This is a genomic window from Streptosporangium canum (assembly GCF_900113865.1).
Classification (GTDB): Bacteria; Actinomycetota; Actinomycetes; order Streptosporangiales; family Streptosporangiaceae; genus Streptosporangium; species Streptosporangium canum.
Map to the genome: position 1 here is coordinate 1 of NZ_FOQY01000006.1, position 13,882 is coordinate 13,882.

The following is a 13,882-nucleotide window of genomic DNA, read 5'->3' on the forward strand; positions in this document are numbered from 1 at the left end:
CTGATTGGCCTGCGAATACGCGACACCGATCTGCCGGACCCCGAAGCCATACAGGATGTCCAGACGATCGAGCTCATTCTCGATCATCGTCGCCGCTTCCAGCCCGGCCACCAGCGCGAGCTGCCCGCCCGCCTTGGCCTTCTCGATCTCCTCGACCGTGCGGGCCAGGACGACGAAGTCCTGCTTGGCGATGTCGGCGAAGCGCAGGCCGAGGTCGTAGATGACGTCGTCCCACTTCCAGCCGTGCTCGCTGGTGACGCAGTTGGTGCCGTTCATGAAGTTGTCGAAGAGCGCGGTCATGCCCGAACGCGCCAGGCCCTCGTACCCGAGCACGTTGCGTCCGGTCCGGTTGTAGTCGCGCAGCAGCGTGACATCCGCGGTCAGGACCTTGGGGTGCTCGTGCAGCGAGATGGCCATGTGCTCGGTCAGAAGGCGGCTGACCCGCGCGGACTGCTCAGACGACAGGCCCAGGTCGTACGCCGGAACACGGTCGATTTCGGGGGCGAGGTCGAAGACCTTGAAGTCGGCGTGCGGCTCCAGATAGTCGAACGACCGGTATCCCTGGTAGCGGGGGTTGGGGGGCTGCATGGGGAGCACCTCCGAAAGGTTGGACCTTAAACGTCTGAGGTGCAACCTTGCATAAGGTGCGTCTGAGCTTCAAGAAGCTCGATGTGACATTCGGGTCACGGCGGCCAGGCGCACGGCTCGGCCCGGAGCGCGCCCGATGGCGGCATGTGGGGCGTGAACGGAGTTTTCGCGTGGGTCGCCGGCCCGGCGGAGGCCTGTGAGTGTGAGCGGAATCACACCTGAGAGAAACGCCACTCCGCCCTACGGACGGGCGAGCAACTCGAAGACCACGGCCTTACTGGGACGGGCGGCGACCTGGTAGGCACTCAGACCGCAGCCGGCGCCTTGGGGTTGAGCCGCTCGAATGCCGTGGACGGCGCCGGCCCGTAGATCCGGGAGAGCGATCCTGCCGTCCGAGGCACTCCGGACGGCCTCAGGCGGACCCGGTCACCCTCCGCCCACACCCCGCCACATGGCGGCTCCATCATGACGACGACCGGATCCGCCGTCGCGTCCTTCTTCCCCTTCAAGGCGATGTCAATGAACTGCCAAATACCGGCGGCCGCAGATTAAAGGCATCAGCGAGGGGGGACGAGAGGATTGGCCCCATTCTTGGGGCCGAATTAAACTTACCGGGAGAGGGGTGTGCTGAAATGGCGAACATTGCCCTGTGGAAAGACCTCAGCGGATATTTGAAAATTACTTCAAAAGTCGTAGAAAAGGTGGGCGCCGAGATCAACGTGGGCGAGAAGTTCGCGCTCGAGGTGACCGGGTCGAACACCGCGCCCGCCGGCGACGGGCTACCCGTCATCGTCTTCAATCGGCCGAGGATCAAAGTCCGGGGCACGGAGAACGCGACCCCCACCACCGGAGACGGCTGGCACCCCATGCCCGCCACAGTCCTGAAGCCCGGCGAGTCCACCTCGATGAAAATCGAAATGAACGCGATAGGCGAAGTCAGCAAAGGCATCTTCGACAATTTCACCAAAGAGGTCGTCGCCTCGGTCGTCATCCGAGGCGACCTGGATCAGGATCAATTCTTCCAGATCGACAGCGCCGCGGTGGAACTGAAAGAGGAGATCGAGGCGGGGTAATTCGACTCCTCGTGCGGGGCAGGACGCGCGAAGCAGCAGGTCGTCGGATCCGGGATCGGGGGCACCCGCTGTCACGGCGGCCGGAAGGCGTCCGGCCACGGCCGCCGGCCGCCCCGGGAAATCCTCCCCGGGGAAACCCCTTTTGGAAGAAGACGGTCCGTCGTGAGGTCTGGAATTCTCGGTGTAGCAGGGCTGCGATCCTCCACTGCCGTCCACGGAGCCGACGGCGCGCGTGGCCCGACCAGCGTCACGGGGCTTTCCTGCGGCTCCACCGGCGGGACCGTGAAGGCCCCTCCGGCCCGCGCGGTCCCACCTTCCCGCGACGGTGAGCCAGGACTCACTCCGCCAACGCCCGAAGGAACGCCGATCCGATGACCCTTCCGAATCCGTCTCCCGGCGGGCCGGGCGTCCCCGGCACCGCGAGATCGAACCCCTCGGGCGCCAGAAGGCCGCGCGCCGACGCCCAGCGCAACCGCGCGCGCATCCTGGCCGCGGCCGAGGCGGTCTTCGCCGAGAAGGGGCCGTCGGCGTCGACCGACGAGGTCGCGGCCAGGGCGGATCTGGCGATCGGCACGGTCTTCAAGCACTTCCCGACCAAGCAGGCCCTGCAGCAGGTCCTGATGAAAGACCTCCTGTCCGACCTCACGCGGGAGGTGGAGGCGCTCACCGCCGACGGCGACCCCGCCACGTCCCTGTTCGGCTTCATGACCCGCACGGTCGAGCAGGCGGCCCAGAAGAAGACCGTCGTCGGCCTCCTGGCCGACACAAGTGTCGTCGTCCAGGTCGCCGACTCGCTGCGGCTCCTGCGCGACGGGCTCGAAGGACTTCTCGCCCGTTCCCAGCAGGCCGGCGCCGTCCGCGAGGACGCCCGCGCCGACGAGGTGCTCGCCCTGCTCACGGGCTTCTGCCAGGGCGCGCTGCACGCCCGCTGGGACCGTGATCTCCAGCACCGCACCCTCGCCCTCGTGTTCGACGGGCTCCGCCCGCCCGGAGACCGCCGGTCCGCACGCCCCGCGGCCGGATCGCCGGGCCGCGCCCCCTGAGCCCCCGCCCGGAGCGCGCCGTACGGGGTGAAGGTCCGCGGAGGAGATACGCACGGGGTGAAGGTCCGCGGAGGAGGTACGCGAGCGCGCCGTACGGGGTGAAGGGCGGCTGCGCGGCTCCGCTTGTCCCACGGCCCCGGCGGGTCACCTGTTTCGGATACGTAAACCTTCCGATGCGCCGCCCCCGGGGTGAAACCACAATCATCCAGGTGGTCACCCTGCTGCCTGCCGATCTGAGCCGCGTCGTCCTCCACCGGTGGTCGGGTGTGGCCCCGCACGAGAGCGGGCTGGCCGACTACCGCGACCCGTTCGGCGACGCCGCCAGGACCTGGGAGTACACCCGCTGGACCGGCGAGGAGAGAGCCATCGGCTTCCCCGCGACCGAGCTGGTGCCGTCATGGACGGCGAGCACCCCGCCGGGGACCTGGCTGGAGGTCGGGCTGCAGGCCCGAACCGTCGCCGGCGACCTCACCAAGTGGTACGTGATGGGCCGCTGGGCCGAGGGTGACGGCGACATCCACCGGACCTCCCTGCCCGGCCAGGGCGACGAGGACGGCGACGTCGCGGTGGACACCTACGTGGCCACCAGGCCGGTCGTCGGCTACCGGCTGAGGTTCACGCTGTACGGCTCGGGCGCGCGGGTCCACGGGGCCGGGGTGATGGCCTCGGCGGTGCCCGCGCGGGCGACGGTGCCGGTGAGCCCGCCCGGGGAGGCCGGAGGCGTCGAGCTGGACGTGCCGCGCCGGTCGCAGAAGGTCCACGCGGGGCACTTCCCCCAATGGGACGGCGGCGGGGCGAACTGGTGCAGCCCCGCCTCGATGAGCATGGTGCTCGCCTACTGGGAGCGCGGCCCCCGCCGGGACGACCTGTCCTGGGTCTCGGCGGACGACCCCTGCCCGGCCGTGGACCACGCCGCCCGCGACATGTACGACCACAGCTACCAGGGCACCGGGAACTGGCCGTTCGGCGTCGCCTACGCCGGCCGGTACGGCCTGGAGGGGTTCGTCACCCGGCTGCGCTCGCTCACCGAGCTGGAGCGCCTGGTCCACGCCGGCATCCCGGTGATCACCTCGCAGTCGTTCCGGGACCACGAGCTGCCCGGCTCGGGGTACTCCACCGGCGGCCACATCATGGTCGTCGTCGGCTTCACCCCGAGCGGTGACGTCATCGCCAACGACCCCGCCGCGCCGGGCGACGACACGGTGCGACGGATCTATCCGAGGGCCGCGTTCGAGAACGTCTGGCTCCGCAGTTCCGGCAGCGGGGGGATCGTGCACGTCGTCCACCCGCCCGGCCTTCCCCTGCCCGCTTCCGACGGCAACTGGTGATCAATGCTGAACGACTCTCCCATCCGCCCCGTCGACGTGGCCAGGGTGGACGACCGTCCGCTCTGGGTGGAGATCCTCGGGGAGGAGGTGTGGTGGGACGAGCCTCGTCCGCATGAGGGCGGGCGCAGGTGCGTGGTCCGGCGCGGGCCGGACGGCGTGCCCCGTGACGCGATCCCGCAGGGCTGGAACTCCCGAAACCGCCTCATCGAGTACGGCGGGCGCTCCTGGCGGCCCCTGCCCGACGGCGGGGTCGTGTTCACCAACTGGGCCGACCAGCGCGTCTACCTGTACGGCGGACAGCCGTCCCCCGGCCCCGGCGAGGCGGCCGGCGGACCGTCCCCCGCCGGCGACGGCGGGCAGCCGATCCCCCTCACCCCCGACGACGGGGCCCGCTACGGCGATCTGTACCTGCCGCCGGGGCGGCGGGAGATCTGGGCCGTCCGCGAGACCCATCCCGCCGCCCCGGAGACCGCCGCACCCGGGACCGGCGCCGAGTCCGCTCCCCGGCCCCTCCCGTGCCGGGAGCTGGTGGCGGTGCCGCTGGACGGCGGGCCGGTGCGGCTCATCGTCCGCGCGCAGCACTTCCTGACCAACCCCCGCGTCTCCCCCGACGGCACGCACATCGCCTGGATCGGCTGGGACCACCCCGCCATGCCCTGGGACGGCACCGAGCTGTGCGTGGCGCCCCTGGACGCGCTCGGCTCGGCCGGGCCGTACCGGGTCGTGGCCGGCGGCCCGGAGGAGTCGGTGATCCAGGCCGAGTGGCGCGACGACGGCGCGCTCTACGCCCTCACCGACCCGGACGGCTGGTGGAACCTGCATCTGGTCTCCCTCGACGGCTCTCCCGCCCGCAACCTGGCGCCGCTCCAGGAGGACTGCGGCGACGCAGTCTGGCGGCTCGGCAACACCTGGTTCGCGCTCGCCGGCGACAGGATCGTCCTCGTGCACGGCACCCCGGACCGCCGCCGCCTCGGCGTGCTGGACCCGGCCACCGGCGAGCTGACCGATCTCGACGTCCCGCCCACCTACTGGAACCCGACGGTCTCCACCGGCGGGGACCTGGTGGCGGGTGTGGCGGCCTCGCCGTACACGCCGTTCGAGGTCGTCACGGTGGACCTGCGCACCGGCGCGCACGCCGTACTGTCCCCGGAGAAGGAACTGCCCGACCGCGACGCGCTGCCCGACCCCGAGGCGGTGACCTTCGACGGCGTGCACGCGCACCTGTACCCGCCGCGCGGCGTCACCGGCCCCGCACCCTATGTGATCTTCGTGCACGGCGGCCCGACCAGCGCCGGCACGATGGTCCTGGACGTGGAGATCGCCTACTTCACCAGCCGGGGCATCGGCGTGGCCGACGTGAACTACGGCGGTTCCACCGGGTACGGCCGCGCCTACCGGGAGCGGCTGCGCCACCAGTGGGGCGTGGTGGACGTGCGCGACTGCGAGACGGTGGCGCACGGCCTGATCGCCGCCGGGCGGGCGCACCCGTCGAAGGTCGCGATCCGGGGCGGCAGCGCGGGCGGCTGGACGTCGGTGGCCGCGCTGGTGCACAGCAAGGTGTTCCGCGGCGCGGTGGCCCACTACGCGATCACCGACCCGGAGGGCTGGGCGGCCGAGACCCACGACTTCGAGTCGCGCTACCTCGACGGGCTGATCGGCCCGCTCCCCGAGACCCGGCAGCGCTACCTGGACCGTTCCCCCACCCTGCACGCCGCGAACGCGTCAGGTCCCGCGCTGCTCATGCACGGCCTGGAGGACGCGATCGTCGACCCGGTCCAGGCGGAGCGGTTCGTCGCCGCGCTGGAGCGCGAGGGCACGCCGTGGGCCTACCTGCCCTTCCCCGGCGAGCAGCACGGCTGGCGCCGGGAGGAGACCATCGTCGCCGCGCTGGAGGCCGAACTGGCCTTCTACGGCCTGATCTTCGGTTTTCCGACGCCCGAGGTGCCGCCCCTGCCCCTGCGGGGTATGCACCAATGATCCACTTGTTTTCGGGGGAGCTTTTTCGATGAACGAGGTCGCGCAGATCTGCTCGGACCTGATCAGGTTCGACACCACCAACCCCGGCTCCGGCGAACGCCCGGCGGCCGAACACGTCGCCGGGCTGCTGTCCGACGTGGGAATCGAGCCGACGGTCTTCGAATCGGCCAGGAACCGCACCAGCGTGGTCGCCAGGATCCCGGGCGACTCGCCCGAGGCACTGCTGATCCACGGCCACCTGGACGTGGTCCCGGCCGAGCCCGCCGACTGGCAGGTGCACCCGTTCTCCGGCGAGGTCGTCGACGGCTGCGTCTGGGGCCGGGGCGCGGTGGACATGAAGGGCACGCTGTCGATGACGCTCGCCCTGGTCCGCGACTGGGCCCGGCGCGGCGTGCGGCCCAAGCGCGACATCGTGCTGGCCTTCCTCGCCGACGAGGAGGCCACCGGCGAGTACGGCTCACGGTACGCGGCGACGCGGCGCCGGGAGCTGTTCGACGGCTGCACCGAGGCGATCAGCGAGTCCGGCGGCTACAGCGTCCAGGCCCCGGACGCGCGCATCTACCCGGTCGCGGTGGGCGAGCGCGGCACCGCCTGGATGAAGCTCACCGCCCACGGCGTCGCGGGCCACGGCTCCCGGCCGCCGAAGGACAACGCGGTGGCCGAGCTCTGCCACGCCCTGTCGAGGATCGCCTCCTACCAGTGGCCGGTACGGCTGACGCCCGGGGTGGCGGCGCTGATCGCCGGCCTGGCGGACATCCTCGGCGAGAAGATCGACTACGACCGCCTGGAGGAGGAGGCCGAGCGGCTCGGCCAGGCGGGCGCCTTGTTCAAGGCGCAGATCCGCAACTCGGCCAACCCGACGATGCTGGAGGCCGGCTACAAGGTCAACGTGGTCCCCGGCACCGCCACCGCGCACGTGGACGGCCGCTTCCTGCCCGGTTACCGGGAGGAGTTCCTTGAGACGATCGACCGCCTGCTCGGCCCCAAGGTCACCCGCGAGTTCGTCAACATCGAGGACGCCCCCTCGGCGCCGCTGGACTCGCCGTTCTTCGGCCGGCTCTGCGACGCGCTCGTCGCCGAGGACCCGGCCGCGCGGCCGGTGCCGTACGTGATGTCGGGCGGCACGGACGCGAAGTCCTTCGCCGACATCGGCATCAAGGGCTACGGCTTCGCGCCCCTGATGCTCAGCCCGGAGCTGGACTACTACGGCATGTTCCACGGCGTGGACGAGCGGGTCCCCGTCGAGGGGCTGGAGTTCGGCGTGCGCGTCCTGGACCGGCTCCTCACCTCCTGACAGAGCCAGGGCCTCCCGTGGTGACGTGACAGGACACGGGCCTCCTGTGACACGGAGCCACGGGCCGCCTTGACAGGGGCAGGGCCGCCTCCCAGAGGCGGCCCGCGGATCGGTCAGCGCGGGGAGCGGGCCCGGACGCCGTCCGGGTCTACTCCCAGCCGTCCGCTCCCCGCAGGTCCGGCCCAACGGTTCCCGCGGGCGCACCGGCGGGGCGGGTCCACACGTTCCGGCTCGTCATGTGCCGGCCTCCCTCTGTTCGGCGATGGTCGGACTGTCCGCTCTACCCGGCTCAGCGGCGATAAACAACGTTCCGCCATCCGTCGTCGACGGACAGGATCGCCCGCCCCGCCCCCTGGCCCTTCGGGCCCGCGGACGGCCCGCCGGGTCCGTTTCGGGACACGGATCCGCGCGACTCCAAAATTCCTCCCAAAGACACCGGTGCGGAAGATGACGCGGACCGGTCGCTGCACTCGGCCGATACCGGGAATCGCTCTCACAAACGGACGCCGGTCACCGATGCCTAGCGCAGCTTGGGGTCCAGGGCGTCGCGGACGACGTCGCCCAGGAGCAGGAAGCTGAGCACCGTCGCGGTGAGGAACAGCGCCGGGAAGACGAGCAGGTGGGGGTATTCGGCGAAGTAGGCCTGGGCGACGTTGAGCTGCAGGCCCCAGGAGACCTCGGGATACTGCAGGCCGACGCCCAGGTAGTCGAGGGTGGCCTCGCCGGCGATGACGTTGCCCACGTTGAGCATGGCCACCACGAAGACCGGCGCGATCGCGTTGGGCAGGATGTGCTTGAACATGATCCGCCGGTCACTCGCGCCGAGCATCCGGGCGGCGGCCACGAAGTCCATGTCGCGGACCGCGATCACCTGGGCGCGCATGAGACGGGTCATCGTGGTCCAGCCCAGCACGACCAGCACCAGGGTCATCGCCCAGACGCCGTGGTCGGGGAAGGCGATGAGGATCACGGTCGCGCCCAGGACGAACGGGATGCCGAAGAACACGTCGGTGAGGCGGGAGATGAACGCGTCCATCCAGCCGCCGTAGTAGCCGGCGAGCATGCCCAGCACGACCGAGATGAGCAGGGCGAAGGCCGTCACCGCGATGCCGATCAGCACGGAGGCGCGGGTGCCGTGCACGATCTGCGACCAGTATTCGCAGCCCTGGGTGTCGTAGCCGAAGACCGCGTCGCCGATCGGGCCCTTCTTCGACATCCGCAGGTTGCAGCCCTCGTTCGGGCCGAACGAGGCGAACAGGCCGGGCAGCAGGGCCATCGCGGTGGCGACCACGAGGATCGCGGCCGAGAACCAGAAGATCACCCGGTGGCGCAGCTCCAGCCAGGCGTCGTACCACAGGGACCCGGGCCGGCTCCGGACCGTCTCGGCATCCATGACCTGGGTCTCAACCACGGCGGATCCTCGGATCGAGCACGCCGTACAGGAGGTCGACGAGCAGGTTGACCAGGATGAAGATCATCACGAGCATGGTGACGATGCCCACGACGACGGGCCCCTCCTGGAGCTGGATGGACTGGAAGACCTGCTGGCCGATGCCCGGCAGGTTGAAGATGCCCTCGGTGACGACCGCGCCGGCCATCAGGTTGCCGAAGTCCACGCCGAGGAAGGTGATCACCGGGATCAGCGAGTTGCGCAGCGCGTGCCTGCCGATCACCCGCCTGCGGCGCAGCCCCTTGGCGCGCGCCGTGCGGATGTAGTCGGCCCGCATGTTCTCGATCAGGCTGGTGCGGGTCAGCCGCGCCACGTAGGCGAGGCCGAAGGAGCCCAGCACCATGCCGGGCAGCAGGTAGCTGACCGGCCATCCCTCGTCCACGCCCGCGGTCGGGAACAGCGAGAGGTTCAGGCCCAGCGTGATCTGCGCGGTGTAGCCGACGACGAAGACCGGGACCGCGATGACGAAGGTGGTCCCGGCCAGCACCGCCGTGTCGGCGATCCCGCCCCGGCGCAGCCCCGCGATCACGCCGAGGCCGATGCCGACCACGAGCTCGAAGATCCAGGCGGTGACGGCGAGCTGGGCGGTGACCGCCCAGCGCCCCTGGAGCAGCTCGCTGACCGGCTGCCCGGTGAAGGTCTCCCCCAGGTCGCCCTGGAAGGCGTTGAGCATGTAGAGGCCGTACTGGACGATCAGCGGGTCGTTGAGGTGGTAACGCTCCCGGAGCGTGTGCAGGACCTCGTCCGGCAGGGGCTTGTCCCCGGCCAGGGCCACGATCGGGTCACCCGGCAGGGCGAAGACCATCGCGTAGATCAGGAAGGTCGTGACGAAGAAGACCGGGACCGCCTGGAGCAGCCGGTGGAGCGCGTACCTCACGTCCCCGCCCTACGGGGAGACGTCTTACGGGGAGACCCCGGAGCCGCGGGCTCCGGGGTCGTGGGTGCCTCGTGGATCAACTACTTCACCGTGATCGTGTCGAGGTTCGTGCTGTAGGCGTCGAGCTGGACTCCGCTGATCTTGTCGGAGTATCCGGACTGGTCCTGCCAGTTCCACAGCGGGATCATCGGCATCTCGCTGAGCGCGAGGTCCTCGGCCTTCTGGTAGAGCGGGATGCTGGCCTCCATGCTGGCGGCCGAGTTGGCCTGGCTGAGCAGGTCGTCGAACTCCTTGCTCTCCCAGCCCATCCGGTTGCCCGCGCCCCACATCGGCTGCAGGTAGTTCTGCGGGCTCGGGTAGTCCATCACCCAGTTGTTGCGGTACGGCCCGTCCTGCTTGTGCGCGCGGAGCGTGGACAGGTAGTCGGCCGCCGGGATCTTGCGGAACTGGATGTCGGCGATCCCGAGGTTGTCCTTGAGCTGGTTGGCCACCGCGGTCATCCACTGCTCGTAGCTGGGGTCGGCGTTGGAGAAGTAGAGGTTCATCGTGCCGCTGAACCCGCCGGCCTTGTCGAACAGCGCCTTGGCCTTCGCCTTGTCGAAGACGCACGCCTCACCGCAGGCGTTCTCCCGGTAGCCCGGCACCAGCGGCGCCACCAGCGAGCCCATCGGCTTGAAGGCGCCGTTGAAGACGGCGTCCACGATCGCCTGCCGGTCGATGGCCATCGAGATGGCCTTGCGCAGGTCGGCGCTCTGGAAGCGCTTGTCGTAGACCGGGAGGCCGAGGTAGTCCATGGTCCCGCTCGGCGTGGTCACGAACCGGTCGCCGAGCAGCCGCTTGGCCTCCGAGGTGCTCGCCGGGGGGATCGTCTGGATCAGGTCCACCTTGCCGGCTCGCAGGTCCACGTAGGCGGTGTCGCGGCTCTCGTAGATCTTGAAGTTGACCGAGGCGGACTTGGCGGGCCGGGGCCCGGCGTAGCCGTCGAACTTCTTCACCTTGATCTGCCGGTTGCGCGCCCACTCGCCGTCCAGGGCGAAGGGGCCGTTGCCGATCGGCTTGACGTCGTAGGCCTTGAGGTCGGCGAAGGCGGCCTTCGGCATCGGGGCGAACCCGGTGTAGGCCAGCGTGATCGGGAACTGGCTGAACGGCGCGGTCAGCGTCACCTCAAGGGTGGTGGCGTCCACGACCTTCAGCCCGCTCAGTTTGTCGGTGGTGGGCTTGGGCGCCTCCTCCGAGCCCTCGGGGGCCTCGGGGTTCAGCTTGTCGTAGCCCTCGACGTTCTCGAAGTAGTAGTTGTTGGTCCACGCGTTGGGACCGTAGGCCGCGGCGTTCCACGCGTCGGCGAAGCTCTCGGCGGTCACCGGCTCACCGTTGTGGAACTTCTGCCCGGCCTTGAGCTTGATCGTCCAGACCTTCTGATCATCGCTGGTCACCGACTCGGCGGCCCGCATCTGCGGCTGCCCCTTGGAGTCGATGAACACCGGCAGGTCGAACAGCGCCTGCAGCACGGTGATCGAATAGCTGCTGGAGGTGTTGCCGGGAGTCAGGTGGTCCGGCTCCGTCAGCCCTACGGAGAACTCCTTCGCGCCCTGCTGCCCGCCGGCACTCGGCGCCGGGGATCCACCGCACGCGTTCACGGCGAGCATCGTCGCCAGGAGGACGGCAGAGCCTCGTGTCCTCGTCCAGACCGTCACTGTTCCTCCCAGGGGGTATTCCGGGAGAGGGTAAAGACGCTTACAAGGCGAGACATCGGATAATTTACGTATTCCTTCCCCACGGTAACTTGGGGCACTCTGTGCACGGAGGAGACCCATGGACCAGATCACCCTGAGCCCGCGCCACCTCCATGCGTTCACCGAGGTGGGTTTCCAGGTCGCCGGGCGCAGTGGCGCATCCGGCGCGATGCGCGCCCTGCGCGAGGTCATCGCACTGGAGGCCTACGAGTTCGTCGCCTACGACCCGGCGACGGGGCGGCACCGCAGCCTGGTCTCCGACGGCTACGCGCGGGTGGACGGCGACGCCGCCGAGGAGTACGTCCGGCTCGACTCCTACCGCCAGGCCATGGATTCCCGGATTCCGCTGGTCATGGGCGCCCCGGGCACCGAGCGCTACTTCCGGCGCCATCTGGAGCCGTACGGCTGGCGTGCCGGGCTGACCACTCCCCTGTTCCTGTCCGAGGGCCGCTACACCGGCCTGCTCCATCTGAACGCCCGCGACCCCGGAGCCTTCTCCGCCGAGACCAGCACGCTGATCAGCGCCGTCTCCCCCACCCTGGCGCACGTCACCGACCTGAGCCGCTGCGTGATCGATCCCGTCGGGCTGCCGCCGGGCTTCCACGCGGCGGCCTTCGACCGGGGCGGCACCCGCAGGGACGTCACCGACACCCCGGCCTCGGCGGCCGTCGCGGCCGAGCCGGCGATGGCCGAGCTGGCACGGGAGTTCATCGACTCCCGCGAGCTCAACCGGCGCGGGCTCTGGCTCGACGGGACGGGGCAGTGGCGGGAGGTCCGGCTGCTGCGCGCCGGTGTCGGGCCGCACGGCGCCATCCAGGGCGCGGTGATCGCCGAGCGCCCGTGTGCCCTGCCGTACGAGCTGACCGGCCGGGAGGTCGAGGTGATCACCCGGGTCGCCCTCGGCGACTCCAACCCGCAGATCGCCGCGGCCCTGGTGCTGAGCGTCCGCACGGTCACCACCCACCTGGAGCACATCTTCGCCAAGCTCGGCTGCGAGAGCCGGACCCGGCTCACCACCAAGGCCCTCGCCGAGGGCCTGTGCCGACTTCTCACCTGACGCCGGCCAGCCTGCTCTTCGGCGCCCCGGCCAGTTCCAGCACGAGCTCGAACCAGACCTTGTTGGCACCCGCCTCCCGGACCAGGCCCCAGCGGTGCGCCAGAGCCTCCAGCAGGGGCAGGCCGCGGCCCCCTGTGGCGTCCGCCGGGGCGTGACACACGCAGGGGGCGCTCGACGATCCCGCGTCCTGGACGCAGACCCGCACGGCCTCCGAGGAGTAGGCGACCGTGACGGTGAACACCCCGCCGTCCCCCGACCGGGAGTGGACCACCGCGTTGGTGGCGATCTCGCTGGTCAGCAGTACGCAGTCGTCGTGGAGGGGATGGTCGCGGCCCAGGGTCATCGAGATCAGCCGGCGGGCCCGCACCACCTGGTCGGGGGAGCCCGCCAGGCGGAGAACCCATTCGCTGCCTTCATACTCCGACGAGTCCATCCGGCCCCTCCGATGCTGTTCGCGCCTATGGGAAGACGCGGAGCTCAGGAAGGTAGATGTCTCGGAAAAGTACGAATGAGATCACTTACCGGATAGACAGGTGGGGCTTGCCAGACGGGCCTCCGCCTGCGTGCCCGCACCTGCCGCCACGTGCGGTCGCATCCGTCACAGCCGGTGCCAGCGCGCCTGGAAGAAACAGTAGGCGGCGAACAGCAGCAGGCCGATCGCGATGACCCCGAGGAGCCACGGGCCGGCGGGGGTGTCGGCCAGCGCGCGCAGCGTCGAGTCGACGCCCTTGGCCTTGTCGGGGTCGTAGGTGATCGCGGCCTGGATGACGAAGACCCCGGCGACCGCGGCGATCACGCCACGGGAGAGGTAACCGGCCATGCCGAGCTTCTCGGCGAGCTCGCGCGCCTTCGGCGGCATCTCACCGGTGCGCAGGTCCTCCAGGAACTTCTTCTTCCACCCCTTGTGGATCCAGTAGGCGCCCAGGGCGATCAGGCCCAGCCCGATCAGGCCCACGATGACCTGCCCGCCGGGCAGGTCCATCACCTTGGCGGTGAGGTCCTTGGAGCTCTTGTCGGTCGAGCTGCCCGCGTCGCCCCGCAGCAGCAGGCTGAGCAGCGTCGCGACGATCAGCCCGTAGACCACCGTGTGCGCCGCCGCCTCGATCCGCTTCTTGGCCTCGCCGCGGCCGATGATCGCCTCCGAGAGCTGCCAGAGGGTCAGGGCGACGAAGCCGACGACCATCAGCCAGAGCAGCACCGTGCCGAAGGGCTGCTCGGCCACCATCTCGACCGCGCCGGTCTTGTCGGCCTCCTTGCCTCCGCTCCCGCCGCCGAAGGCGATCTGCAGGGCCAGGAAACCGATGAGCCCGTAGAGGACGCCCCGGCAGGCCAGGCCGAGCCGGGCCAGCCTGTCCAGCGTCTGACTGTTCGCCGCTCTGCGCGCGGCGCCTTCCACCTGAGCGCTTTTCATAACCACGCGCTCTTACCTGTCAAAGGGCAGGCAAACGTAAAGGGGAGGCAA

General features: G+C 70.1%; 12 protein-coding genes. 6 read left to right on the plus strand and 6 right to left on the minus strand.

Annotated features, from left to right (window positions below):
- Positions 1-588: membrane dipeptidase (locus BM085_RS10790; protein WP_177245044.1), on the minus strand; the 588-nt coding region annotated here is incomplete at its 3' end.
- 632 nt (positions 589-1,220) lie between these two features.
- Between BM085_RS10790 and BM085_RS10795 the strand changes: the two genes are divergently transcribed.
- From BM085_RS10795 to BM085_RS10815, 5 genes are all read left to right on the plus strand, one after another.
- Positions 1,221-1,661: a hypothetical protein gene (locus tag BM085_RS10795; RefSeq protein WP_143120875.1), complete on the plus strand. Its 441-nt coding sequence runs from the start codon at positions 1,221-1,223 to the stop codon at positions 1,659-1,661.
- Between the two features lie 371 nt (positions 1,662-2,032).
- Positions 2,033-2,704, plus strand: a complete 672-nt coding sequence (locus BM085_RS10800; RefSeq protein ID WP_093886879.1) for a TetR/AcrR family transcriptional regulator — start codon at positions 2,033-2,035, stop codon at positions 2,702-2,704.
- A 209-nt stretch (positions 2,705-2,913) separates the two neighbouring features.
- Positions 2,914-4,032, plus strand: coding sequence for a C39 family peptidase (locus BM085_RS10805; RefSeq protein WP_245789244.1), 1,119 nt, complete (start codon positions 2,914-2,916; stop codon positions 4,030-4,032).
- A gap of 3 nt (positions 4,033-4,035) precedes the next feature.
- The gene (locus tag BM085_RS10810; RefSeq protein WP_093886881.1) at positions 4,036-6,009 is read left to right on the plus strand and encodes a dipeptidyl-peptidase 5; all 1,974 of its coding nucleotides are present in this window, start codon (positions 4,036-4,038) and stop codon (positions 6,007-6,009) included.
- Positions 6,010-6,037: 28 nt separating this feature from the next.
- On the plus strand, positions 6,038-7,303 hold the full coding sequence (locus BM085_RS10815) for a M20/M25/M40 family metallo-hydrolase (RefSeq protein WP_093886882.1): 1,266 nt from the start codon (positions 6,038-6,040) through the stop codon (positions 7,301-7,303).
- A gap of 520 nt (positions 7,304-7,823) precedes the next feature.
- Here BM085_RS10815 and BM085_RS10820 read toward each other — a convergent pair.
- The 3 genes from BM085_RS10820 to BM085_RS10830 all read right to left on the minus strand — a co-directional run bounded on the left by BM085_RS10820 (position 7,824) and on the right by BM085_RS10830 (position 11,324).
- Positions 7,824-8,714, minus strand: a complete 891-nt coding sequence (locus tag BM085_RS10820) for an ABC transporter permease (RefSeq protein ID WP_093886883.1) — start codon at positions 8,712-8,714, stop codon at positions 7,824-7,826.
- Positions 8,707-9,630, minus strand: a complete 924-nt coding sequence (locus BM085_RS10825; protein WP_031161156.1) for an ABC transporter permease — start codon at positions 9,628-9,630, stop codon at positions 8,707-8,709. Before BM085_RS10825 ends, BM085_RS10820 begins: the two co-directional genes overlap by 8 nt.
- Positions 9,631-9,710: 80 nt before the next feature.
- Complete coding sequence (locus BM085_RS10830) at positions 9,711-11,324, minus strand: peptide ABC transporter substrate-binding protein (protein WP_177245045.1); 1,614 nt, start codon at positions 11,322-11,324, stop codon at positions 9,711-9,713.
- Positions 11,325-11,442: 118 nt separating this feature from the next.
- Between BM085_RS10830 and BM085_RS10835 the strand changes: the two genes are divergently transcribed.
- Complete coding sequence (locus BM085_RS10835; protein WP_093887124.1) at positions 11,443-12,420, plus strand: LuxR C-terminal-related transcriptional regulator; 978 nt, start codon at positions 11,443-11,445, stop codon at positions 12,418-12,420.
- Here the strand turns inward: BM085_RS10835 and BM085_RS10840 are convergent.
- Positions 12,413-12,853: an ATP-binding protein gene (locus tag BM085_RS10840; protein WP_093886885.1), complete on the minus strand. Its 441-nt coding sequence runs from the start codon at positions 12,851-12,853 to the stop codon at positions 12,413-12,415. The genes BM085_RS10835 and BM085_RS10840 overlap by 8 nt on opposite strands.
- Before the next feature lie 165 nt (positions 12,854-13,018).
- Positions 13,019-13,831: a DUF1206 domain-containing protein gene (locus BM085_RS10845; protein WP_093886886.1), complete on the minus strand. Its 813-nt coding sequence runs from the start codon at positions 13,829-13,831 to the stop codon at positions 13,019-13,021.
- Positions 13,832-13,882 lie beyond the last annotated feature (51 nt).